Below are 22,070 nucleotides of genomic sequence, written 5' to 3'. Positions count from 1 at the left end.
GAAGCGAGGACAAAAACCGCGGGGTCGCGGTTCGCTCGTCCGGGTCGGAATACGGACGCGCCACTCACGTCGAATCGTCCGCACGGTCGAGCACGGTCGAAAAGAGGTCGTCGGAGATCCAGAATCCGGCCTCGCGGAGCGCGGTGAGCTCCGCCTCTAGATCGAGATCGCCCGCCTGGGCACCGCGGAGCAGTACACCGATCACACCAGTGAGGGATAGGTCGTGCCTGCGGGCGACCCGTCGACCGTCGCGTTCGTCGAGTAATACGAGGTCGGCATCGCGTTCGATAGCACAACAGATCGCCGCCGTCTCGCCGAGATCCAGCTCGTGATGGATCTCGACGAATAGGTCGGTACGGTCCACCTCGACCAGCGTGAGAAATTCTCGTTTGCGCAGGTCGCGAAGCGCGTCTACACCTTCCGCTCCGTCGGTGAGTTCTCCCCAGACCTGAGTCGGCACGGTGATCTCGGCAAACTGCGATTCGAGGAGGTCGAGCCGTCCGATGAGCGAGAGGTTGAGCAGTGGGGAGGTGTCCGAAACGACGACCCTCCTATCGGGCATACTCGACGTCCTCGGCGAGCTCCGCTTCGGTGTAGTGGCGTGGGATCCGACGTTCGCCGAGGAGTTCGTGGAACTCACGTTTGGACGCCTCCGCCAGCGCGCGAGCCTTGCCGAACGAGAGGACGCCGCGTGCGTACAGCGAGACGGCGAGTTCCCGTTTCAGTTCCTGGGATCGCTCACCCTCCGGAAGCTGTACGGCGTCGTACACGTCGTCGTCGATCTCGATGCTAGCCATGTTCGAAGGTGAACGCGTCAAGTATTGAGTGTTTGGCCGTTCGATAAACGTCTGTGTGGAAACGATCGATCCCCGAAGACAGAATCCTTATACACCTATGACAGAAAGGACCGTCCAATGAAAGCCGTCGTACTCGCGGCCGGCAAGGGCACGCGTCTCCGACCCCTGACCGATGACAAGCCGAAGGGGATGGTCGAAGTGAACGGAAAGCCGCTCATCACCTACTGTTTCGACCAGCTCATCGATCTGGGCGCGGACGAGCTCATCGTCGTCGTCGGCTACATGAAAGAGCAGATCATCGACCACTACGGCGACGAGTACGAGGGCGTCCCGATCACCTACACTCACCAGCGCGAGCAGAAGGGGCTCGCACACGCCCTCCTGACGGTCGAGGAGCACATCGACGACGACTTCATGCTCATCCTCGGCGACAACGTCTTCGAGGCGAACCTCAAGGACGTGGTCCGCCGCCAGCGCGAGGACCGCGCGGACGCCGCCTTCCTCGTCGAGGAGGTCCCGTGGGAGGAGGCGAGCCGGTACGGCGTCTGTGACACCAACCAGTACGGCGAGATCACGGACGTCGTGGAGAAACCCGAGGACCCGCCGAGCAACCTCGTGATGACCGGCTTCTACACGTTCTCGCCCGCGATCTTCCACGCGTGTCACCTCGTCCAGCCCTCGAACCGCGACGAGTACGAGATCTCGGACGCGGTCGATCTCCTCATCCAGTCGGGCCGCACCATCGACGCCATCGGCCTCGACGGCTGGCGCATCGACGTGGGCTACCCCGAGGATCGCGAGGAGGCCGAACGCCGCCTCAGCGACGAGGCCGAGGCCGACCCCGACGAGTCCGCGGAGGAGACGGTCGAGTCCGACGCGTAGAGTACACGATTCCGTCACTCGAACTCGGCTCGGACCGACTCGACCTGTGTTTCTAGAGTTGGAAGTTCCTCTTCGATCGTCGTCCAGACGATCCACAGTTCGACGGTTGCGTACCCGTGGATCAGCTTGTCACGCATACCGGCCATCTCGGACCAGGGTACGGTACTGTACTCGTGACGGATATCGTCCGGAACGTTCTTCGCTGCTTCGCCGATCACCTCGAAGTTTCGAAGGACGGCGTCGACCGTCTTTTCGTCTTCAACGAACGCCTCGTAGTCCATCCCGTTCGTGAATCGGAGAATCTTTTCGACGGCGTCGAGGATGTCATCGAGGTAGTCCACCACCTCCCTCATACGTAGACCAAGTCGTCAGTGACGCGAGCCTCGATCCGCGGCTTCAACGAGTCTTTCGTCACGAGATCGACCTCGACGCCGAGTTCGTCCGTCAGTTCGTTCTCCAACCGAACGAGATCGAACAGCGTCACCGGTTGATCGAACGCGACGAGCACGTCGAGGTCGCTATCGGACCGTTGTTCACCGCGCGCATACGAGCCGAAGATCCCCAGTTCGCTGATCGGATACTCTCGCTCGAGCTGCGGCTTGAGTTGCGCGAGCCGCGTGGGGATATCCTCGGTCGAGGGCATGGCTCACGCTACGGTTGCGCTGGCTAATTATATTACGGACGTTCGAGGAGGGTCCCCGCTCTTCACACTCGTCGCCGAATGAACGTCATCGAGGGCCAACGGGAGCGATATCGGAAGTACACCGGGTAGTCAGCTTCCGTGACCCGAAACGCCTTGTGAGCCGCGCTCGACCCTCCACACCATGTACGACGCGGTCGTGGTCGGCGGCGGAATCGTCGGCTCCTCGGTCGGGTACCACCTGGCCCGCGAAGGAGTCGAGACGCTGCTCGTGGACCGCCGCGACGCAGGGCGGGCGACGAGCGCCGGCGCGGGTATCGTCTCGCCGGGCACGAGCAGCCGCACCGCGGACGACGACTGGTTCGCGTTCGCGACCGACGCCGGCGACTACTACCCAGGCCTCGTCGACCGGCTCGAATCCGACGGCGTGAGCGACACGAGCTACGGCCGGGTGGGCCTGATCGCCGCCGCGGTCGACGACGACGAGATCGTCCCCTACGAGGAGGCGACCGCCCGGATCGAGGCGCGTCGCGACGAACTCCCCGAGATCGAGGCGATCGATCCAGCGACGGCGACCGATCGCGTCCCCGAACTCGCGGAGCCACAACGGGCCTTCCACGTTCCCGACGCCGCGCGCGTGAACGGGCGGACTTTCGCGCGGGCGCTCCGCGAGGCGGGGCGGAACCACGGCCTCGAGACCGCCGAGCGCGACGTGACCCGGATCCGCACTCGAGATCGACCCGGCGGCCGAGACCCCCAGGTCACCGGGGTCGAGACCGCCGACGGCTCGGGGATCGACGCCGATCGAGTCGTGATCGCCGGCGGCGCGTGGTCGTCCGCGTTCGGCGGCGACCTGGGGATCGGTATCCCCGTCGAGCCCAAGCGCGGCCAGATCGTCCATCTCGACCTGCCGGACGCGGAGACGGGGTCGTGGCCGATCCTGGAGGGATTCCGGCATCACTACATCGTCCCGTGGCCGGACGGCCGCCTCGTCGCGGGCGCGACCCGCGAGGCCGGGAGCGGCTTCGATCCGCGGGTCACGGCCGGCGGCCTGCGGGAGGTGCTCGAGGAGGCGCTCCGGGTCGCGCCCGGCCTCGACGACGCGACCGTGATCGAGCACCGCGTCGGGCTTCGTCCCGTCTGTGCCGACGGCGTCCCCGTTCTCGGACCCGTCCCCGGCGTCGAGGGCGCACACCTCGCGACCGGCCACGGGGCGACCGGACTCACGCTCGGGCCCTACAGCGGGAGGGTCGTCGCGGACCGGATCCTCGACGGAAAGTCGATCCCGGACGCCGTCTCGGCTTCGCGGTTCGCGGACGGCTCGGGGTAGCCGTGTCTCGAAGACTGGCGACTCTCGCCGGTTCGAGAGGCGTTCACGATTCGGGATCGAACCAAACCGAACCGAAGCGCTAAACCCCCATCTCCGAGAATCCCGTCACATGAACGACAAGCGCGTCCTCGTCACGGGCGGCGCGGGCTTCATCGGCTCGAACCTCGCGAACCGCCTCGCGAGCGACAACGACGTGATCGCCGTCGACGACACCTACCTCGGCACGCCCGAGAACCTCGCCGCCGACGTGGAGTTCGTCGAGGCCTCGGTCCTCGAGGACGACTATCCCGCCGACGTCGACGTCGTCTTCCATCTCGCCGCGCTCTCCTCGCGCAACATGCACGAGGAGAACCCCCAGCGCGGCTGCCGCGTCAACGTCGAGGGGTTCATCAACACGGTCGAGCGCGCCCGCAAGAAGAGCTGTGAGACCGTCGTCTACGCCTCCACCTCCTCGATCTACGGCAGCCGGACCGAACCGTCGCCCGTCGACATGGACGTCGAGGCCCACACCGCCTACGAGGCCTCCAAACTCGCCCGCGAACGCTACGCCGAGTACTACGCCAACCACTACGACATGAACGTGGCCGGCCTGCGCTTCTTCTCGGTGTACCAGGGCTTCGCCGGCAACGAACAACACAAGGGCGAGTACGCCAACACGGTCGCGCAGTTCGCCGACGCCATCGCGAACGGCGAGGCCCCCGAACTCTTCGGCGACGGCAGCCAGACGCGGGACTTCACCCACGTCTCCGACGTCGCCCGCGCCTGCGAACTCGCCGCGGATCACGAACTCACCGGCGTCTACAACGTCGGCACCCAGGAGGCCTACTCCTTCAACGAGATGGTCGACATGATCAACGACGCGCTCGGCACCGACGTCGACCCCGTCTACGTCGAGTGTCCCTTCGACGGCTACGTCCACGACACCATGGCCGACTACTCCACCTTCCACGACGCCACCGGCTGGGAGCCCCGGATCAGCTTCGAGGAGGGCGTCGAACGCGTCTGTCGACCCTATCTCAAGGACGCGACAGAGACGAACTAACGACTGCCCGGAGTCCGAGAACACTGAAAAGCGGATCGCCCAGTAGACGCCGATCAGCCGAACGTAACCGTGGCCGGATGCCGATCGGGTTCCGTCCACCGGTCGAGTGTGGTGACGAGAGAACGATTATGACACTGGAGACAGTACTGACAACCATGCCGATCGACATCGAGACGTTCACCGAGGCCGACGACGAGGAGCTCACGGGGGTGACGAACGGCGAGAGAGTCGTCCGGTTCCTCTACCGGAACGACGACAAGGCGTTCACGCCCTCCGAGATCGCGGAGGCCACGGGGGTGAAGAAGACCTCCATCGGGACCGTGCTTCGTCGACTCCGAGAACGGCACCTCCTCGAGCACAAGGGGGACTACTGGGCGATCGGCGACGAGGAAACGGTCCGGGACGCGTTTCGATTTCACCGGGACATGGACGCGTTGGACGAGCGGCTCGGCGCGGAGGATCTCGATGAGTGGCGGGAGCACGCTGCGGCGAACCGGTCCGAATGAGCTGGGAACGCGGGGACGTCGTGGTTGCGACCGACCCGTTCAAAGACGAGTCGACGGGTCGTCCGTTCCTCGTCATCAGTACCGATGGGACGCCGTTTCACGGCGGCCAGTACGTCGCGCTCGCATTAACCACACGAACGTAGCACGACGAACGGATCCCGCTCGAGCCCGCCCACTGGACGGACGGGGGAGCTCCCGAGTCGAGTTCGATCATGCCGTGGTCCGTGAACGCCGTCAAAACGGAGTGGATGGAGTATCGACAGGGAACCCTCCGCCAAGACGTCGTTGATCGGGCGGTCGACCGAGTCGTGGCGTACATCACGTCCTAGTTTCAACCGACGCGCGCGGAGCACGTCGATCTCAATGTGGAACGTACTTCGATGCGGACGGGGCGTCCGTCGGTCTTCTCTCGTTTTTCTCGATTCACTCCTCCTCGACCTTCCCGTCGCGCCGGTCGCGCTCCCGTGCCTCCGGGTCGCGCTCTTCGGGGTCGCCGTGGCCGCCGCCGCCGGGCGTCAGGATCGAGACGGTCGATCCGGCCGCGACGTCGACGGAGGCCTTCGCGGGCACCGGCTCGCCGTCGACGAGGTTCTTCCCCATAGCGCCGTCCGCGCCGCCCGCGAGCCCCGCGGGGGCCGTCCGCCGGCGCTCGGTCAGAAGCGAGACGGTGACGTCGGTCTCGACGGCCACGGTCCGTTCGAGCCCCAATCCGCCGCGCTGCCGGCCGTCGCCGCCGCTTCCGGGACGCAACGCGTAGCGCTCGACGCGGAGCGGGTACTCGGTCTCCATCGCCTCCGCGGGCGTGTTGAGCGTGTTCGTCATCCCGACCTGGACGCCGTCCATGCCGTCCTTGCCGGGGCGCGCCCCGAAGCCGCCGCCGATCGTCTCGTAGTAGGTGAACTCGCCCGCCCGGTCGCCGATGATCAGGTTGTTCATCGTCCCCTGCCCGCCCGCGGGCGCGGCGTCCGGGACGGCCGAGGCGAGCGCCGCGAGCGTGACGTCGGTGACGCGCTGGCTCGTCTCGACGTTGCCGCCGACGACCGCCGCCGGCGGGTTCGGATCGAGCAACGATCCCTCCGGTGCCGACACCGACACCGGCTCGTAACAGCCGTGGTTCGGCGGGATCTCCGGGTCGGTGATCGCCCGGACGACGAAGTAGACCGCGCTCTTCGCGACCGACAGCGGCGCGTTCAGATTGCCCGTCACCTGGTCCGCCGTGCCGTCGAAATCGACGGCGATCGACGCGTCGTCGACCGTGACGGCCGCCTCGATCGGCACGTCCTCGTCGGTGACGCCGTCGCCCTCGAGCACGTCCCGCGCCCGGTAGGTGCCGTCCGGGAGGGCGGCGAGTTCGGCCTCGACGCGCTCGCGCGAGTAGTCGATGACGGCGTCGAAGGCGTCGAGCAGCGTCGACCCGTGTTCCTCCAGCAGTTCGCCGACACGCTCCTCGGCCCGCGCGTTCGCGGCGCGCTGCGCGCGGAGGTCGGCCTCGCGCTCGTCAGGCGTCCGGACGTTCGCGCGGATCAGCTCGCGGACCGCCTCGTTCGGCTCGCCGCCGTCGACGAGGCGGACCGCGGGCAGCCGGAGCCCCTCCTCGAAGATCTCGCGGGCCCCCGCGGGCATGCTCCCCGGCGCGCTCCCGCCCACGTCGGCGTGGTGCGCGCGCGACACCGCGAAGCCGATCACCTCGCCCTCGGGCGCGATCGTCGACACCAGGGTGACGTCCGGGAGGTGAGTTCCGCCCGCGAACGGGTCGTTGAGGACGAACACGTCGCCCGGCTTCGGGTCCTTCTCGAGGACCGTCTCCACCGCGTCCGGCATCGCGCCGAGGTGGACCGGGATGTGTTCGGCCTGTGCGACCATCCGACCCGACGCGTCGAAGAGCGCGGTCGAGCAGTCCTGTCGCTCCTTGATGTTCGGCGAGTACGCCCCGCGGATGAGCACGTGACCCATCTCCGTGGCGACGCTCTCGAGCTGGTTGCGGAGGATCTCCAGGGTCACCGGATCGATCGCGTCGCCGGCGCGACGGGGGTCGGAGTTCGTTCCGTCATCGCTCACGACTCGGTCACCTCCGCGATCAACGCGCCGTCCGCACGCACCCGCACGTCCCAGCCCGGCGGAACCACGGCCGTGCTCTCGTCGCCCTCGACGACCGCCGGCCCCGCGAACGTCTCGCCCGGCGGCAGCCGGCCCCGGTCGTAGACCGCCGTGTCGCGGACGACGTCGGCGGTCGTCTCACCGTCGTGGCCGGCAGTCGCCCCGTCGCTCTCGCCGAACGCCGCCTCGCGGGTGCCCTTCCGCGCGTCGCCGGCGGCGTCGTACTCGACCGCCGGCGCGCTCCGGGGAACCGTGGCCGTCGCGCGGCAGTTCACGAGTTCGACCGGCTCGTCGACCCGGTAGCCGTAGGCGGACTCGTGGGCCGCCCCGAACGCCTCGCCGGCCGCCGCGGGGTCGAAGGGACGATCGACGTCGACGGTGAGCTCGAAGCTCTGGCCGGCGTACCGCAGGTCCGCGGCGTACCGGACGCTCGCCGCGTCGCGGTCGCTCACCTCGGCCAGGAGCTCCTCGCCGAGCGCGCCGTACACGTCGTCGACGTCGTCCGGGTCGGCCGACGAGAGGGGTCGCTGGAGGGTTCGGACGGCGTCGCGCTTCTCGTCGGCGGCGAGCAGCCCGTACGCCGAGAGGACGCCGGAGGCCCGCGGGATCACCACGCGCCCGATGTCGAGCCCGTCAGCGATCGCGACCGCGTGCATCGGTCCCGCCCCGCCGAACGCGACGAGCCCGAACCGTCGCGGGTCGTACCCGCGCTCGACGGTCACCGACCGGATCGCGCGAGTCATGTTCGCGTTCGCGACGCGATGGACGCCGCGGGCGGCCGCGAGCGGCCCCTCCATCCCGGCCTCCGCGGCCAGATCGGCGAGGGCGTCGCGGGCGGCGTCCGCGTCGAGCGACAGCTCGCCGCCGAGGCTGGTGCTCGCGCCGACGTACCCCAACACGAGGTTCGCGTCCGTCACGGTCGGCTCCGTGCCTCCCTTCCCGTAGCAGGCCGGACCGGGGTCGGCCCCCGCGGAACGCGGCCCGATGCGGAGCGCGCCGCCCGCGTCCACCCAGGCGATCGACCCGCCGCCCGCGCCGACCGTCTCGACGTCGACCATCGGCGTCCGGATCGGCCGGTCGGCGATGACCCCCTCGGTGGTCCGTTCGGCCGCGCCGTCCCGGACGAGGCTCACGTCGCTCGAGGTCCCGCCCATGTCGAAGGTGACGAGGCCGGCTTCGTCGGTTCGGTCCGGTTCGCCGCCCGCGGCCGCCATCTCGCTGGCGCCCACGACGCCCGCGGCGGGCCCCGAGAGGACGGTCGTCACGGCGTTTCGCCTGACGGTGTCGGCGTCCGTGATCCCCCCGTTCGCCTGCATGATCCGCGGCTGCGGGACGCCGCGGTCGCGTGCCCGCTCCGAGAGCCGGCCCACGTAGCGATCGATCGCCGGCCGCACGTAGGCGTCGACGGCCGTCGTCGACGTGCGCTCGTACTCGCGGAACTCGGCGAGCACCTCGTGGGAGGCCGACACCGGCACGTCGAGTTCCTCGCGGAGGACCGCCGCGACGCGCTTCTCGTTCGCCGGGTGTGCGTAGGCGTGAAGCAGGGAGACGGCCACCGACTCGGCGTCGGTCTCGCGGATCGCCGCCGCGACGGCGCGCACCTCCTCGTCGTCGACGGAGCGCTCGATCCCGTCGACGGTCGCCCGCTCGTCCACCTCGAAGCGACGGCGTCTGGGGACGATCGGCGTCGGCTTCTCGGCGTCGAGGTCGTACAGCGACGGGCGGTCCTGCCGGCCGATCTCCAGGACGTCCCGGAACCCCTCCGTCGTGACGAGCGCGGTCCGCGCGCCGGCGTCCTCGAGGAGGGCGTTGACGGAGACCGTCATCGCGTGTGAGAACTCCGTGAGGCTCTCGGGGTCGATCCCGGCCGCCGCACACGCCTTCTCGATACCCGCCATCACCCCCTCACTCTGGTCGTCGGTGCTCGGGACCTTCGCGGTCACGAGCTCGCCGTCGAGCGCCAGCACCACGTCAGTGAACGTGCCGCCGACGTCGACGCCGATCCGTCGTACGCCCATCTATGCCCCCCCGGCGGTGTGGCCCGCCGTCGCCTCCGGACTCTCGCCTGTGTGTCGTGTGTGGTTCATTGTGACGAACGTGTTCGGATTCACTTCACTCCGAACCCACACTAAACGCTTCGGAAGACCGACTTCGATCGGACTTACTTACCGAAGGGAACTCAGTTCGTTCTCGAGTGAACGACTCGGCCTGTACCCCAGATCAGTTCGCGCCTTCTCGATCGAGGGACGACTTCGATCGATATCCCCGTCACGAGCGGCGGTATGAGTGATATCCGACGTCGTTTCAGTCGTTTCTTGAACTAGTTGTGCCAGTTCGACGATGCGGATACTTTCGCCCGTTCCGACGTTATACGCCTCACCGGGCGTTCCGTTCGTCGCAGCAAGGCAGTTCGCAGCGACGACGTCATTCACGTGAACGAAATCACGAGTTTGATTACCGTCTCCGTGGACCGTGATATCCTCATCGCGGACGGCTTGATCGAGGAACACGTCGATGACACCACTGTACTGTCCGCCGCGTTGTCGAGGGCCATAGACGTTGAAGTATCGAAGCGCAACCGTTTCAACTCCGTAAAGCTCGTGATAGAGTCGACAGTATTCGTCGGCCGTGTGTTTCTCGAGTCCGTATGGAGAAGACGGGTGCTTCGAGTCTGCCTCTTCGATCGGCATCGTCTCCGGATCACCGTAGATCGCCGCGCTGGATGCGAAAACGAACCGAGCGTTCTCTCGGCGAGCGTGCTCAAGCAGGCAAAGCGTCGCGTCGACGTTCGTTTCATGACTGTCGACAGGTGAGTCGATCGATCGCTCGACGCTCACGTTCGCGGCTTGGTGGAAGATCAGATCCACACCGTCGACAGCATCGGCGACGGTTTGATCCTCGCGAACGTCCCCCTCTATTAGTGTCGCCCGATCGTCAACCCACTCACGACGTCCTCCGGAAAGATCGTCGAGGACGACCACCTCGTTGTCATCAGCCAGGGCTTCGACGAGATGGCTTCCGATGAATCCCGCGCCACCAGTGACGAGGATCGAGCGCCCAGTCGGCGTATTCATACCATACAGTCACGGGTCAGCCGTAAGTTTCGTTCGAAGTCGGAACTACGTCACCGAACCGCTTCGACGACGTCGGCAAGTACTTTCCAGATCTGCCGTACGATCAGTTTCAGATCGTATGAGAATGATTGTCGTTTCACGTACTGGAGGTCGTATCGAAGCTTCTTGTCCGGCTCCGCACCCGTCACGTCGTGGACCTGTGCTACCCCCGTCAATCCAGGTTTCACGAACCAGCGTTTCCGCCAATCGATGACACCCGTCTGGATATCGGTGTCGAGCTCGGGACGTTCCGGTCGTGGACCGACGACGCTCATATTTCCTCTCAGCACGGACCACAGCTGTGGGATCTCATCGAGGTGAGTCTGCCGGAGCACACGACCGACTCGTGTCACCCGAGGGTCGACCTCTCCCTCATCCTCGTCGCTGATCTTTACGCCCGAAAGCTCTTCGGCGTTCTCGATCATCGACCGGAACTTATATACTTCGAACGTCTCGCCGAACACCGCCGTTCGCTCCTGGCTGTAGAGGATCGGCCCGCCGTCCTCCAGTTTGATCGCGGCGGCGATCCCCGCGATGACCGGGCTCAAGACGAGCAATCCGGACAGCGAGAACGCCACGTCGAAACCGCGCTTCAGGATGTGGTCTTGAACGTCCCACGGTTCGACGTCGACGTCGACGAGCGTCCCCACGTCGTCGTCGCCGGTCAACACCCGGTCGGAGTGCTCGCGGTGGACCTTCGCCGCGACCCCGTGTTCATAGCACGCGTCGAGCGCGCCGAAGAACTCCGCGCGATCGGTGTGCTCGAAGGCGAGCACCGCCGTGTCCACGTCGTACTCGACGAGCACGTCCTCGATGCGCGAGAGTCCCCCGAGCCGATCCAACCCCCTGATCTGCGCCCCACCGTCCGCGACCGCGGTCGCGACCGCCCGCGGCTCGCCCGATCCCGCGATCGAATCGAACGAGCTCGTCGGACAGAGGTAGCCGAGCAGGGGCAGGTCCACGTCGCCGGCGAGCCGTTCGATCTCCGCGGGGTCGTCGCCGACGACGATCACCCGATCCGTCTCGGTGCTCGGCCGCCGCCGGATCCACACGAACCACGCGGGGAGGAGAACGAGCAACGCCGGCGTGATCGCGATGAGCGTCGTCCGCGGGAGGCGGTAGGTGTAATCGAAGTAGCCCACGGCCGCGAGCGCGAACATCGCGACCATGACCCGCTTCTGGGCGAGCGCGACGGTGTCGAGGATGCGCCGTGGCCGCGGCTTGTACAACGGCACGAAGGCGGCGGTGACGACGACCACCGTCGTGGCGATCTCGAACAGCAGCTCCGTCCCCATCGGCGCGTCCGCCGCCAGTCGACCGACGACCGGAAGCCGACCCAACAGCCCGTGAACGACGGCACTGTTCGCGACCGTGACCGCGATCACGGTCAACAGCGCGACGCCGGCGACGCTTTCGAGCCGATACCGCCATCCGGAGAGCATCGAAGACATGTACCGACCGAAATGATAAAAATACTGTGAAGTCACGGGTACGGACTCCGACGTCGAAAACGCAGCGTTCCGTGAGACCCGGAACCAGAACCGAGCTCCCGCGACGGACGATCGAGATTCAACCGCCAACCGCGACGCGTCCTCCACTGGAGGCCGCCCCGTCGGGCACGGTCACCGTCCGGTTTCCGGTTACAGTCTCGTCTCCGGCGGATCCGGTTTCGACCTCGACCGTGTACTCGCCGGGATATGCAACGACGACGGTGTAGTTCCCGTTTCCGTCGGCGGTCGTCCGCCGCTCGTAGGCGAACGATCCGCCGGCGACGTCGACGGTCGTTTCGACCGTCACGGTCGCGTCCGGGTCGGTCTCTCCGGCCACGGTGGCGCCGGTCACGGGTCGGAACACCTTGATCGCGGCGGCGTCGGTGACGTGCTCGAGCCGGAACCGTCCGGAACCGTTCGCCGCCGGGGTCGCGCTCCCGTTCGCCTCGAACAGCTGGGCGTACCCGGAGTCCGGAGGCGCGTCGGCGTCCTCGATCTCGTGGATCGCCACGTATCCCACGCGGCCCTGGAACCGGTCGGCATGGACGTCCGGGTTCGGATCGCGGACGAACGGCTCGTAGTTACGCTGGGCGTAGGCGTAGCTGTTCGATCGCCCGTTCACGCCGTAGTTGAACATTCGGTTACGGCCCCACTCGGTCAGGACGTAGTCGGGGCCCTCGGTCGCGTTCGCGTCGGCGTCGATCCACTCGATCGCCTCGACTTCCGCGTCGGTCGCGGCGACGTTGTCCATCACCGCCGGCACCATGAAGAGGCTCAGACTCGCGACCAACAGGACGGTCGCGGCGGCGTAGCCGGCGTCGCGCCCGGAGACACCCGCGGGCCGGAGATCGAGTCGCACTCGGTCGGATCGCTCTCCGAAGGGCGTCGGTCGAGCCGCCAGGTCGATGACCGACAGCAGGTACACGATCCCCACGCCGGAGAGCACCGCGACGACCCCCGTGGCCTCCCCCGCGAAGCGGATCTGGACGAGTCCGAAGGTGACGAGCGTCGAGGCGTAGCCGATGATCACCAGCCACCGCGGCTCGTGATCGTACACGCAGCGCGCGCCGACCCACGCGAGCACGGGCAACGCCACGAACAGGAACCAGCCGAAGTGGTCGATCGGCCCGAAGATGACGCCGTAGTCGGTCGCAAAGAGGCTCCGCGTCTCGGCGATCCCCTCGCGACCGAGCAGCGACCCCGCGGTTCGTTCGGCCAGCCGATCGGCGACATCGGGGAGGAATCGGTTCACTCCCATCCAGATCGGGAGGACACTCGCCGCCGAGACCGCGAGATGGACGCCGGGATGAATCCCGAACCACCCGAGCACGGCCGCGGCGACCGCGACCAGCGCCACCCCGACCGCGACCAGAAGCGGCGCGTACACCGCGACGGGCTCCTGCCATCCGGCGCTCGTGTGGAGCACGTACGCGAGGAGGAACCCGAGCCCGAGCGCGCTCACGACGGGCGTGGCAGCGACGAGCGGGTTCCACCCGGCCCGCATGTCCGAGGCCGCCCGCAGCGTCGCGTACACGGCGAGTCCAACGAGAAGGATCGGCGATCCGTTCCAGGAGTGTGCCATCGCGGCGAAGACGACCCCGAGCCCGGCGACCACCAGCCACGTCGCCGGCGACGTGAGGTGGCCGAGCCGCGCGTCCGGATCGCGCGTCTCGTGATCCCGCGCGAGCCACGTTACGCCGACGATCGAGAGGGTGAGCCAGACGTAGTCGATCGCGTGGTGATCGAAGAAGCCGATCCCCGAGTAGAGCGCGTGTCCGGGGAGCAGCGCGAGGACGACGACTGAGGCCACCGCGACCCGCTCGTCGTTCGTCGTCCAGACCGCGATCAGGTAGACGCCGAGCCCGACGACGAGCGCCGCGACGACGGGGATCCACGCCACGATCGCCGCGGCGTCCTCGACTCCCCCACCAAGGAACTCCGTCGCCCACCAGCCGAGCGTGTACGCGAGCGGCTCGCTGTTCACACGCCCGCCGAGCACTTCAGCGATCGCCTCGAACGCGAGTCGGTCGGGGCCCGCCTCGGCGAGCCGCTCGACCCAGTAGAGGTAGTGGTACGGGTCGTTGCCCGGCAACACGACGCGGCCGTCACGGAACACGCTCCCGATCGTGACGATACGGAACGCGAACAGAAAGAGGAACGCCGCGAGGAGACCGCCGAGCAGGTCGCGGTGGAGCGCCGCGCGCCACCCGCGGAGCATCCGGTTGATCGTCCCGTCCTCGCCACCGCTCAGCCCGCTCACCGCACTCGCGAGTCCCCCCGATCCGGCCGCGTTGCTCGCGCCGGACTGATACGCCTCTCCCTCCAGCGCGGCCCGAACCGCCTCCCGATCGGCAACGCGATACTCGTCGCCCTCGCGCTCGACGATCCCCCGCGAGACCAACTCGCCGAAGGTCCCGGAGTCGACGTCGACGTCGTCGAACTCCCAGGGGCCGGAGTCGTCCGCCGCGAGGACCGATTCGAGCGCCGACTCGACCGCCGGTCGCTCCTCGAGGAGCTCCCGCGTCGCCGCGTGCGGGTCCGCCATTACCCGACCCTGTGCGGGCGACCGGGTAAAATCCTCCGTTGTCGCCGGGTCGTGCGCGCCTCACCCCGCCGTATACCGGGCGTTTTAGGTCCACGCCGCCGCCACCGAGCGTACATGCCTCGGATCCGCCTCCCGCTGATCCCGCGGGGCGTCCGGGTGGCCGCGGTCGCGCTCGTCGCGCTCGTCATTCTCCGCTACTCCGTCGTGCCCGCGCCGGGCAGCGGCACCTTCCGAACCGGCCCGTTCGGCCTGCTCGGCTACTCCACCTGGCTCCACCTGCTCGCGTACGGCGGCCTCGCCGCCGCGGCCGCGTACGCCCTCCACGACTCGCCACGGCCCGACTGGCAAGTCCTCGGCGTCGTCTTCCTCGCGGTCGCCGCCTACGGGATCGGGATCGAGCTGCTCCAGTCGACGCTCACCGCCCGGACTGCGGCCTACGGCGACGTGCTCACCAACGCCAGCGGCGCGGGCCTCGCGGTCGTCGCCTGGCGGATCGTGACCCGGTACGTGCGGTTCTATCGCGTCCGCCGCGTCGCGGACCTCCGGGTTCCCGTGGAGTAGCGGGCAGGACGCCGTCTCACCGGCGTCGTGAGACGAGCGATATCGAGGCGGTTCGGCCCGGTCGAGAGTATCGGGGAGAGGAATTCAGCCTTCGAGATACTGCCGTCGGAGTCGATCGACGTACTGCGCGTCCCAGTCCTTGATCTCGACGTAGTAGGTGAGTGCGGCCGAAACATATTAGACGGGGAGAACCGCCCAGGTTGCGAGCGTACGGAGGACGCGCGGCGTCGTGAAGAGGACGTTCCGGTCGTCGAGCGCGAGGGTGATGAGGAGGTAGTTGGTCGTATTGAACTCGTCAGTGACGAACAGGTCCGCCTCCAATTCGTTGGCCAGCCGGATACAGTTGGACTCCCCGCGATCGAGGCCGTACTCGAGCGGATCGTCGACATCGTGGGTCGACAGATGGTTGGCTGCCTGGAACACGAGGTCGGCAGCCGTAGACAGCAAGTCACCGCTCCCCGTCACATCGGTACGTTCGCCGAGGACGCTTGCAGGAACGTGAACGTCGTACGCGGTGAGGAGCGCTTTGAGAGGATCCGCTCCGGAGGGTGCCCTCGGACGGGCGTCAACGACGGGAAGAGCCAGATTCAACAGCACGTTGGTGTCGACGACGGCGACGGCTTTCTCCGGCATCCTCAGACGTGTGACTCGTCTTCCGGGGATTCAGACGAAGCGGAATCCGTCCATTCCGGGACATCACCGTCGTAGAAGGCATCGTCACTCGGAACGTCGTCCTCGAATCGAGGTTCAGGGGGAGTCCGATCGATCGATTCTCGGAGGAGTTTCATTCGGAGTGCCTCCTCGTGGCCGAGAATCGTTTCGACGGTGTCGTAGTCGACGCGGCCGTCGTAGTAGGCGTCACCGAGACGCCGGCGGAACGCCTCGTCGTTCGCGAGCGCTTCGAGTTCGTCCTCGAGGGCTTCGATGAGGAGGCGCGTCCGTGACACGTCGAGGATCTCGACCACGCTGTCGGCCCGTTCGATGAAGGACTTCGGGGCGTTGAAATCGACGCGGGTTTTCTCCTCAGCCATCGATCTATGTGTAGAACCTACACATACACAGATTCATCGCCGGCGCTCTCGCCACGAGGAGGAGCTACACCGATCCGACCGAGCACCGCCGCTGGTCGGTGTAGCGTCGCGATAAAGAAGGTCCGCGAATGACCGGCGCGGAGCCGGTGGTTAGCCTGACGGTGTGGCTGCCTTAGTCGCGACGCCGCGTCGCGAGCAGGGCAGCGGCGACGAGGGCGACGAGCGCGCCGAAGCCGGGCGTGCTGTCGTCCGTCGAGCCGTCATCACCGGAGCCGTCGTCGGAGCTACCGTCGTCGGGGGCTTCGGCGGTCAGCGTGGCCGTCTGGCTGTCGTCGTTGGTGAAGACACCGTGGTCGTAGTCACCGCCATCGAGACTGGACGTCCTGATCGGCGATAGTGTTACTGCCGACCTGGAACGTCATGGTCTGGGTGGTCGCGTTCTCGCCCGTGCTCTCGGCCGTCGCGGGGATGTCGATGACGTCACCGGACGTGACCGTCACGTCCTGCGGGTTGAGACCGGAGACCTGGAAGTTGGCAGGCTCGCCGACCGTCTCGACGATCCGCATATCGGAGCCCTCGACGGAGCTACCGGCGACATGGAAGATGACCGTGCCCGTGTCGTTGACGGACTGAGCGCTCACGTCGAATTCGGCGCTGAAGGTTCCGTCGCTGTTGATCTGGACGTCAGACGTCTCGACGAACGAGGGCGAGACGCCCTCAGCCGACTGGATGCGCACGCTGGCATCCGAGCCGGGAGCAACGTTTGTCGTTCCGCTGATGGTCGCAGACTCGCCGAGACCGATCTGGACCTCGTCACCGTCCATGTTGTCGAAGATCGCATCGCGCGCGGCGATCGTAAACTCGGCCGTCGACGTCGTCGAACTCCCAGGGGCCGGAGTCGTCCGCCGCGAGGACCGATTCGAGGGCTGACCCGACCGCCGGTCGCTCCTCGAGGAGCTCCCGCGTCGCCGCGTGCGGGTCCGCCATTACCCGACCCTGTGCGGGTGACAGAATAAAACCCTCCGTTGTCAGTGACCATGACTGAAGTCCGATCTCTTTCGCATTACGTCGTGAGGATCGAAACCACAATCCTCGAGGGCCCGAAACGGAGACCATGCCCGAAGACAGCGAACAACAGACCCGAGACGCAATTATGAAGGCCGCGTTCAACGCAGTGGCAATGAACGGATATTCCCAGGTTTCTATCACCGATATCACCGAGGAATTTGGGAAAAGTCGATCACTTCTCTACTACCATTATGATTCAAAAGATGACATTCTCGTCTCTCTTCTCGAATATGTACTCATCGAGCTCATGGCTGAACTGGAGAATGAATCGACTGAGACAGCTCGAGAGGAGCTCGAATTGCTACTTGAGAAGCTGTTACCGTCATCAAACGACGCAAGCGAGCGTGAGATGTACGCGGTGATTCTTGAGCTGCGTGTACAGGCCGTGACCAACGAGTCGTTTCGTGAGCAGTTCACAGCCGTCGATCAGCAGCTTTTCGAACGTATCGACGACATCGTCCAGCGAGGTATCGAAAACGGAGAGTTCCAGCCTGTTGATTCCAACCTCGTGTGCGAGCACATTTTCGCGAGCCTGAACGGCGCACATATGAATAAACTGACGACATCTCGTGACGGAATTACGGAACGTACCAAAGCATCACTATATGACTACCTCAACCATCGATTATACAGGGGCGACGAGAATACTTGATAATTTAACAACAGTATTCTCCGAGGAATATCTGTCATGATCTAGGTGGATGCTTTCTCGCTCGTAGTGACGAATCTGGTGTGAATCGTGAGACTGGCTCCTGGATTCCAACAACCAAATATCGGATATAAGAATCACACCGCGACAATCAAGTACGAATAATATCGTCGAACATGTATGCAGAGCATTGAAACCGTCAGATATCTCGATACGACTGGATCACTGTGATGAACGCAGAGAAACAATCACAGCCGTGTCGTCAGTCACATCTTGTTCGTCGATTTTGTTCCTCGTGGCGATTCGTATCACGATTCATTTTGTGTTTCGCTCTCTGTGTCGCGCTCGTGACTGTCGGGCCAACAACGAACGTAGTGGTCGCACAAGAAGACACCACGATCGGTGTCGAAGTTAACGGCGAACAACTCACAGAGAAAGAGGAGATTATTGTTCAAGCCGATCCAGCGGCGAACGTTACGGTCAAAACCAACACGCCGATTGAGTTCGTTGAGATCAGAATAAATGGTGAAATCTGGCGATCGTACAACCCCGATGATCGGTCGTTCTCGCGCAATGTCACCCTTGATCTCGATACAGACGAAAACACGGTCGAAGTTATCGTGAGTGCTGATAAGGTATCAACATTTACCACGACAATTACAAAGCATACCGCCGCACCGCGTGTTCAGTATTCATCACCATTCACTACTAGCATCATGGGTGCCCCTGATAACGAGACTAATGTTTCTGGTGGAGAAGTAACACTCGCTGGAACGTTTCACACAGTCTCTGAGGTTGAACGGGTCACTATCGAACACACTTATAACATTTCGGAAGCTAACGAAACCACGCGTGAGTTCTTTTATATCGATAACCCTGGAGACTCGTTTTCCCAAGACTTGCTGCTTGGTACCGGAGAAAATGAGATTGTTGCTCGATATACAGATTCACGCGGAAAGACGAATGAAGACGCGTTTACTCTGGTCGTAGACGATGCGACTGATCCGGAGATTAATCTTACGATCCCACCAGTAAGCCACTCGGATTCGGTCCGAATTCAAGGGACCATACGCGACAATACGAAACTTAACCGCGTCGAACTCAACCGCACGAGTAACAACGCATCAGACATATTGCTACTCGAGAGTGATACACGACCGGATCCAGATCGGATTACGATTGATATCAATAAACAAATCCAGCTCTACAACAATATTGATTCAAACGAATTTCGGCTTGTGGCAGAGGATTCTGCTGGCAATATCAATAAACATACATTTTCAATAAAACACAACTCCGATCCACAAGTGAATATTACGAGGACTACAGCTAACGCCACAACGGGGACACTCCGTATCACGGGTAACGTTTCGAAGGCGGAGATCACACGTGTGACAGTCGAGACGATTAATGGTAGTACCGGAGATCGGATCGATATTGCTCGAGAGTTTGATGTTGATCGGCCAATAAATCAAGTAAGATTCGATCAAACCCTTGCCGCTGGAGCGAGACAGACAGTCGTCAATATCCTGGTTACATACGATGATGACAAACAGTATACCGAGACTGAGTCTGTATTTATTGATGAAAAACAGACGGATAAAACTGACAGAGGTGAGAACGCTAGTGAGGTCGCCACTGATCTGAACAATCAAACCAACACGAATACTGATACCACTGACACAATGGTTACCGACGATCGTGTCGATAAAGAAGAATCCGTATCAGGCAATAAGAGCGATAGTCAGTCCGATAGCGGCGGTGGTACCACTGATGATGAATCTGGTTTTCTTCTGCTTGGTATCGGTGGTCGTGAGTTGTTTGGCGGCATCGTTATTGTGGGATCATCATACTTACTCGGTCACTGGGTGTAGTATCTCCACGTCGCGTGTGTTATAGAGTGCTCTGTTGACTCGATGGAAACGCTGCTATCCCTAGAGAACGTGAACCAAGATATGGGGCGCAAGAGACCGATAAGGATTCCGTGCCATAGAGCACGTTCTGTTGACTGGTCCATGTGCGAAAGAAGTCGAGTCATGGGCGCTACAGCCCGGATGCCGCGCGCCGCGGCATCCGGGAAAGCCCGAATACGTGAATCTCTGCTTCACGTGCTGGCGTCCCGAGTCACACGATCGCCTCTCCGAATGATGATGACCACTAGCCGGGCAGACAGACGAGGGAGCTGAGGGCCGCCAAACCGGCGGCCCTCAGCGGTCGGTCGGGGCTTTCTTTAGCACCTGCTATCGCTAGACAGCGACCGCGCCGCACACACGTTTCGACCGCCTACCGGCTGTGGAAGAAGCAGATCCCCAGACGGCGTAATCATTTTGTTGTTAGCCGTGGCTTGTCTAGCTAGCAGCGTTTCCATACGTGAATCCGATGATGGCACGGGGACCACAATCTCTGAAAGAGCGTTTATCCCGCTTTTCGTCGGCGATGAAGTGGATCGATCCATCCAGTAATCTCGATTCTCTCGCTCTCTGCCAAGATTCCATCTCCAAATTCTCTCGGCAGCAGCTCTGAATCGAGCACAGAATGACCCATTCCCGACGCTTTCTGCGGATTCAACAGAGGATTATAGAGTGATGATGGGCCTCTTCATCAGTGATGAGTAAAAACGCGTTGTGATCAGTTGTATTCAACCGGACCAGCAATCACGGTCCCACGACGCTCAACCGTGACCTCAATATCGAAATCTTCTGTGGACTTCTCGAGATTGAATTCACAGTTGATCGATCCATCGGATTCGACGATCGCCACACAGTTCTGTATCTGGCTAATCGCACCATTGATCTCCATGGCTTCTACTCGAACGATTAGCGAATTACTGGGCGCAAGGTTCGTGTCTCCATCAATGACAAGGCGCGGCGAACTGCCGATCGAAGGATCTTCCAACGCAACCTCTGGTTCCGCGACTGTAACCCGTTCAGTCAATTCCGTCCGCGGAAGGGTCTCAGGGGCGGTTTCATCCACCGAAAGACTGATCTCGTATTCTCCCGGCTTGAGTTCGCTCGTATTCACTTCGGCGACGAGATCATTCGCATCCGAATCGTAGACCGATTTGAGCGTAGCTAGCGGCGCAATCGCCTCCGTTCTCTGGTCGACGGATTTGATCCGGAGATCGACACCGTATCCGAGCGTTCCCTGTCCGGCAGGACCATACAGGACGATTCCCTCCTCTCGCACCGTTTCATTCTCACCATAGAGCGTAACCCCGACGTCATGTGATCCAGTCACATTAGGATTTCGTACGATGTATGACGCGAAGAAGCTGTCATTCGCGTTGATATCGATCGACTGGTCAAAGGTCACCGTGAGCCGACCGTTGCTCTCCGTTCGAATGTTCTGAATCGAGAGCAACTCGGAACGGTCAATGTAGCCGTCGCCCGTGGTGTCGATACCGAGAGTCTTGATATCACTCTGTGAAATCTTAGAAACATCTGCGACATCAGAGCTGCTACCAACATGATAATCAATCGTCATCGAATGCACAGAAACCGATTCGTTTGGCGAGATAGACATCGTGTGTGTAGTCCGGGCACCGGGGGAACTATTCGCAGCGAACACGAAATTGCGGACTGGCGGATCTGCGTCGACAATGCCACCGAGTCCAGGGACAGAAAACCGTGTACGGATGTGGTCTCCGGTAGCGGCCGTCGACACGTTCGCCTCTCCGTCAATATTCAGACTAGTAGTAGAGTCAGCTACATCAGTGGTTACTCTCGGAAGTGGCGTCTCGGGAGCCACAACGGTCGTATTACTCCCGCCAGCGTCACCAGGTTCTTCAAGATACAGTTTGGATGCGACGCTCGTTTCAGCCGTTGAGACGATTAGGTTGTACCGGCCACTGTCGAGTACGTCTCCAGAGCCTTCATACGAAGAGGAGATAGTTTCGACATCATCCGCAGCGTCGGTGGCCACGAACGTAGGACCCCGATCATCACTGGTAGCACGGAACGTATTGAAACGAACCCGGACGGTTCCGTCGTTGTCACCATCACGGACACGAAGTGTAGCACGAAAGCTCCGATCAGATGACCGGACACGGAGGTCAGCTTCCTCGGTGTTCCGTAATTGAAGATCGATCGTTGCGACATCCCCTTGTGTCACTGTAGACTGAGAGTCGCCAAACCCGACAGCGATATCAGATTGTGCCGTTACAGTCGTGATCGGTGCAATGAGAGCAACCATCACGACCAGCACGACGAGAGCCGGACGTGTGTTCATTTCACTACCGGATGTATCGCTGTGGTGGGTAAATACTTTCTGTCACCTCATGACATACTCTCAAGACTTTTGATGTCCGTAGTCGATGATCT

General features: G+C 63.3%; 23 protein-coding genes. 8 read left to right on the top strand and 15 right to left on the bottom strand.

All coding sequences use genetic code 11. The features are described from left to right. Positions 1-64: 64 nt before the first annotated feature. On the bottom strand, positions 65-640 hold the full coding sequence (locus DJ70_RS17865) for a DUF3368 domain-containing protein (protein WP_245810871.1): 576 nt from the start codon (positions 638-640) through the stop codon (positions 65-67). Then, positions 552-797 carry a UPF0175 family protein gene (locus DJ70_RS15270; RefSeq protein ID WP_094534477.1) on the bottom strand — a complete coding sequence of 82 codons (246 nt, stop codon included), beginning with the start codon at positions 795-797 and terminating at the stop codon, positions 552-554. Before DJ70_RS15270 ends, DJ70_RS17865 begins: the two co-directional genes overlap by 89 nt. A gap of 117 nt (positions 798-914) precedes the next feature. Here DJ70_RS15270 and aglF point away from each other — a divergent pair, with 117 nt between their 5' ends. Next, complete coding sequence (gene aglF, locus DJ70_RS15265) at positions 915-1,679, top strand: UTP--glucose-1-phosphate uridylyltransferase AglF (protein ID WP_094534475.1); 765 nt, start codon at positions 915-917, stop codon at positions 1,677-1,679. A 14-nt stretch (positions 1,680-1,693) separates the two neighbouring features. Here the strand turns inward: aglF and DJ70_RS15260 are convergent, their stop codons facing one another. Both DJ70_RS15260 and DJ70_RS15255 read right to left on the bottom strand, forming a co-directional pair. Next, positions 1,694-2,032, bottom strand: coding sequence for a HepT-like ribonuclease domain-containing protein (locus tag DJ70_RS15260; RefSeq protein WP_094534473.1), 339 nt, complete (start codon positions 2,030-2,032; stop codon positions 1,694-1,696). Next, entirely contained in the window at positions 2,029-2,322 is a 294-nt protein-coding gene (locus DJ70_RS15255) for a nucleotidyltransferase family protein (RefSeq protein ID WP_066414377.1), read from the bottom strand. The genes DJ70_RS15260 and DJ70_RS15255 overlap by 4 nt, the downstream gene beginning before the upstream one ends. 181 nt (positions 2,323-2,503) lie before the next feature. Between DJ70_RS15255 and DJ70_RS15250 the strand changes: the two genes are divergently transcribed. From DJ70_RS15250 to DJ70_RS17640, 4 genes are all read left to right on the top strand, one after another. Then, complete coding sequence (locus DJ70_RS15250; protein WP_094534471.1) at positions 2,504-3,649, top strand: NAD(P)/FAD-dependent oxidoreductase; 1,146 nt, start codon at positions 2,504-2,506, stop codon at positions 3,647-3,649. 109 nt (positions 3,650-3,758) lie between these two features. Then, complete coding sequence (locus tag DJ70_RS15245; protein WP_094534469.1) at positions 3,759-4,691, top strand: NAD-dependent epimerase/dehydratase family protein; 933 nt, start codon at positions 3,759-3,761, stop codon at positions 4,689-4,691. A 155-nt stretch (positions 4,692-4,846) separates the two neighbouring features. After that, complete coding sequence (locus tag DJ70_RS15240; protein ID WP_094534467.1) at positions 4,847-5,197, top strand: MarR family transcriptional regulator; 351 nt, start codon at positions 4,847-4,849, stop codon at positions 5,195-5,197. Next, positions 5,194-5,340, top strand: coding sequence for a hypothetical protein (locus DJ70_RS17640; protein ID WP_218827817.1), 147 nt, complete (start codon positions 5,194-5,196; stop codon positions 5,338-5,340). The genes DJ70_RS15240 and DJ70_RS17640 overlap by 4 nt, the downstream gene beginning before the upstream one ends. A gap of 280 nt (positions 5,341-5,620) precedes the next feature. Here DJ70_RS17640 and DJ70_RS15230 read toward each other — a convergent pair whose 3' ends face one another. The 5 genes from DJ70_RS15230 to DJ70_RS15210 form a co-directional block, all read right to left on the bottom strand. Beyond that, positions 5,621-7,255 (bottom strand): hydantoinase B/oxoprolinase family protein, encoded by a 1,635-nt coding sequence (locus tag DJ70_RS15230; protein WP_218827816.1) that lies wholly within the window; start codon positions 7,253-7,255, stop codon positions 5,621-5,623. After that, positions 7,252-9,312 (bottom strand): hydantoinase/oxoprolinase family protein, encoded by a 2,061-nt coding sequence (locus DJ70_RS15225; RefSeq protein WP_094534465.1) that lies wholly within the window; start codon positions 9,310-9,312, stop codon positions 7,252-7,254. The genes DJ70_RS15230 and DJ70_RS15225 overlap by 4 nt, the downstream gene beginning before the upstream one ends. A 147-nt stretch (positions 9,313-9,459) precedes the next feature. Next, positions 9,460-10,368, bottom strand: coding sequence for an NAD-dependent epimerase/dehydratase family protein (locus tag DJ70_RS15220; RefSeq protein WP_094534463.1), 909 nt, complete (start codon positions 10,366-10,368; stop codon positions 9,460-9,462). A 50-nt stretch (positions 10,369-10,418) separates the two neighbouring features. Beyond that, on the bottom strand, positions 10,419-11,849 hold the full coding sequence (locus tag DJ70_RS15215; protein WP_094534461.1) for a sugar transferase: 1,431 nt from the start codon (positions 11,847-11,849) through the stop codon (positions 10,419-10,421). A 127-nt stretch (positions 11,850-11,976) separates the two neighbouring features. Then, positions 11,977-14,442, bottom strand: coding sequence for a hypothetical protein (locus tag DJ70_RS15210; protein WP_094534459.1), 2,466 nt, complete (start codon positions 14,440-14,442; stop codon positions 11,977-11,979). Between the two features lie 114 nt (positions 14,443-14,556). Between DJ70_RS15210 and DJ70_RS15205 the strand changes: the two genes are divergently transcribed. After that, positions 14,557-15,003: a VanZ family protein gene (locus tag DJ70_RS15205; RefSeq protein WP_094534457.1), complete on the top strand. Its 447-nt coding sequence runs from the start codon at positions 14,557-14,559 to the stop codon at positions 15,001-15,003. A 177-nt stretch (positions 15,004-15,180) separates the two neighbouring features. Here DJ70_RS15205 and DJ70_RS15200 read toward each other — a convergent pair whose 3' ends face one another. From DJ70_RS15200 to DJ70_RS17545, 5 genes are all read right to left on the bottom strand, one after another. Then, the gene (locus tag DJ70_RS15200; protein ID WP_245810870.1) at positions 15,181-15,636 is read right to left on the bottom strand and encodes a hypothetical protein; all 456 of its coding nucleotides are present in this window, start codon (positions 15,634-15,636) and stop codon (positions 15,181-15,183) included. Between the two features lie 2 nt (positions 15,637-15,638). Next, a complete protein-coding gene (locus tag DJ70_RS15195) occupies positions 15,639-15,968 on the bottom strand; it encodes a hypothetical protein (RefSeq protein ID WP_245810869.1) in 330 nt (109 codons plus the stop codon). 238 nt (positions 15,969-16,206) lie between these two features. Next, the gene (locus tag DJ70_RS17085) at positions 16,207-16,347 is read right to left on the bottom strand and encodes a PGF-CTERM sorting domain-containing protein (protein WP_245810873.1); all 141 of its coding nucleotides are present in this window, start codon (positions 16,345-16,347) and stop codon (positions 16,207-16,209) included. Positions 16,348-16,393: 46 nt separating this feature from the next. Next, positions 16,394-16,858, bottom strand: a complete 465-nt coding sequence (locus tag DJ70_RS15190) for a BGTF surface domain-containing protein (RefSeq protein WP_094534453.1) — start codon at positions 16,856-16,858, stop codon at positions 16,394-16,396. Continuing rightward, positions 16,848-17,021: a hypothetical protein gene (locus DJ70_RS17545; protein WP_179234075.1), complete on the bottom strand. Its 174-nt coding sequence runs from the start codon at positions 17,019-17,021 to the stop codon at positions 16,848-16,850. Before DJ70_RS17545 ends, DJ70_RS15190 begins: the two co-directional genes overlap by 11 nt. Positions 17,022-17,148: 127 nt before the next feature. Here DJ70_RS17545 and DJ70_RS15185 point away from each other — a divergent pair, with 127 nt between their 5' ends. Continuing rightward, complete coding sequence (locus DJ70_RS15185) at positions 17,149-17,754, top strand: TetR/AcrR family transcriptional regulator (protein ID WP_094534451.1); 606 nt, start codon at positions 17,149-17,151, stop codon at positions 17,752-17,754. Positions 17,755-18,125: 371 nt separating this feature from the next. Continuing rightward, positions 18,126-19,625 (top strand): hypothetical protein, encoded by a 1,500-nt coding sequence (locus DJ70_RS17080; RefSeq protein WP_143421054.1) that lies wholly within the window; start codon positions 18,126-18,128, stop codon positions 19,623-19,625. A gap of 754 nt (positions 19,626-20,379) precedes the next feature. Here DJ70_RS17080 and DJ70_RS15180 read toward each other — a convergent pair. Further along, positions 20,380-21,978 (bottom strand): DUF7827 domain-containing protein, encoded by a 1,599-nt coding sequence (locus tag DJ70_RS15180; RefSeq protein ID WP_245810868.1) that lies wholly within the window; start codon positions 21,976-21,978, stop codon positions 20,380-20,382. Positions 21,979-22,070: the final 92 nt, after the last annotated feature.

Origin of the sequence: Halorubrum halodurans (assembly GCF_002252985.1) — an archaeon.
Taxonomy (GTDB): domain Archaea; phylum Halobacteriota; class Halobacteria; order Halobacteriales; family Haloferacaceae; genus Halorubrum; species Halorubrum halodurans.
This window is presented reverse-complemented; position numbering and strand designations above follow the sequence as displayed.

What these genes read in the sequence shown, in the direction of transcription:
- DJ70_RS15255 (WP_066414377.1), bottom strand. Translation starts at nt 2,322, where the DNA reads ATGCCCTCGACCGAGGATATCCCCACGCGGCTCGCGCAACTCAAGCCG.
- DJ70_RS17545 (WP_179234075.1), bottom strand. Translation starts at nt 17,021, where the DNA reads ATGGCGGACCCGCACGCGGCGACGCGGGAGCTCCTCGAGGAGCGACCG.
- aglF (WP_094534475.1), top strand. Translation starts at nt 915, where the DNA reads ATGAAAGCCGTCGTACTCGCGGCCGGCAAGGGCACGCGTCTCCGACCC.
- DJ70_RS15250 (WP_094534471.1), top strand. Translation starts at nt 2,504, where the DNA reads ATGTACGACGCGGTCGTGGTCGGCGGCGGAATCGTCGGCTCCTCGGTC.
- DJ70_RS15210 (WP_094534459.1), bottom strand. Translation starts at nt 14,442, where the DNA reads ATGGCGGACCCGCACGCGGCGACGCGGGAGCTCCTCGAGGAGCGACCG.
- DJ70_RS15270 (WP_094534477.1), bottom strand. Translation starts at nt 797, where the DNA reads ATGGCTAGCATCGAGATCGACGACGACGTGTACGACGCCGTACAGCTT.
- DJ70_RS15180 (WP_245810868.1), bottom strand. Translation starts at nt 21,978, where the DNA reads ATGAACACACGTCCGGCTCTCGTCGTGCTGGTCGTGATGGTTGCTCTC.
- DJ70_RS15205 (WP_094534457.1), top strand. Translation starts at nt 14,557, where the DNA reads ATGCCTCGGATCCGCCTCCCGCTGATCCCGCGGGGCGTCCGGGTGGCC.
- DJ70_RS17640 (WP_218827817.1), top strand. Translation starts at nt 5,194, where the DNA reads ATGAGCTGGGAACGCGGGGACGTCGTGGTTGCGACCGACCCGTTCAAA.
- DJ70_RS15220 (WP_094534463.1), bottom strand. Translation starts at nt 10,368, where the DNA reads ATGAATACGCCGACTGGGCGCTCGATCCTCGTCACTGGTGGCGCGGGA.
- DJ70_RS15240 (WP_094534467.1), top strand. Translation starts at nt 4,847, where the DNA reads ATGCCGATCGACATCGAGACGTTCACCGAGGCCGACGACGAGGAGCTC.
- DJ70_RS15185 (WP_094534451.1), top strand. Translation starts at nt 17,149, where the DNA reads ATGCCCGAAGACAGCGAACAACAGACCCGAGACGCAATTATGAAGGCC.
- DJ70_RS15200 (WP_245810870.1), bottom strand. Translation starts at nt 15,636, where the DNA reads ATGCCGGAGAAAGCCGTCGCCGTCGTCGACACCAACGTGCTGTTGAAT.
- DJ70_RS15260 (WP_094534473.1), bottom strand. Translation starts at nt 2,032, where the DNA reads ATGAGGGAGGTGGTGGACTACCTCGATGACATCCTCGACGCCGTCGAA.
- DJ70_RS15225 (WP_094534465.1), bottom strand. Translation starts at nt 9,312, where the DNA reads ATGGGCGTACGACGGATCGGCGTCGACGTCGGCGGCACGTTCACTGAC.
- DJ70_RS15245 (WP_094534469.1), top strand. Translation starts at nt 3,759, where the DNA reads ATGAACGACAAGCGCGTCCTCGTCACGGGCGGCGCGGGCTTCATCGGC.
- DJ70_RS15215 (WP_094534461.1), bottom strand. Translation starts at nt 11,849, where the DNA reads ATGCTCTCCGGATGGCGGTATCGGCTCGAAAGCGTCGCCGGCGTCGCG.
- DJ70_RS15190 (WP_094534453.1), bottom strand. Translation starts at nt 16,858, where the DNA reads ATGGACGGTGACGAGGTCCAGATCGGTCTCGGCGAGTCTGCGACCATC.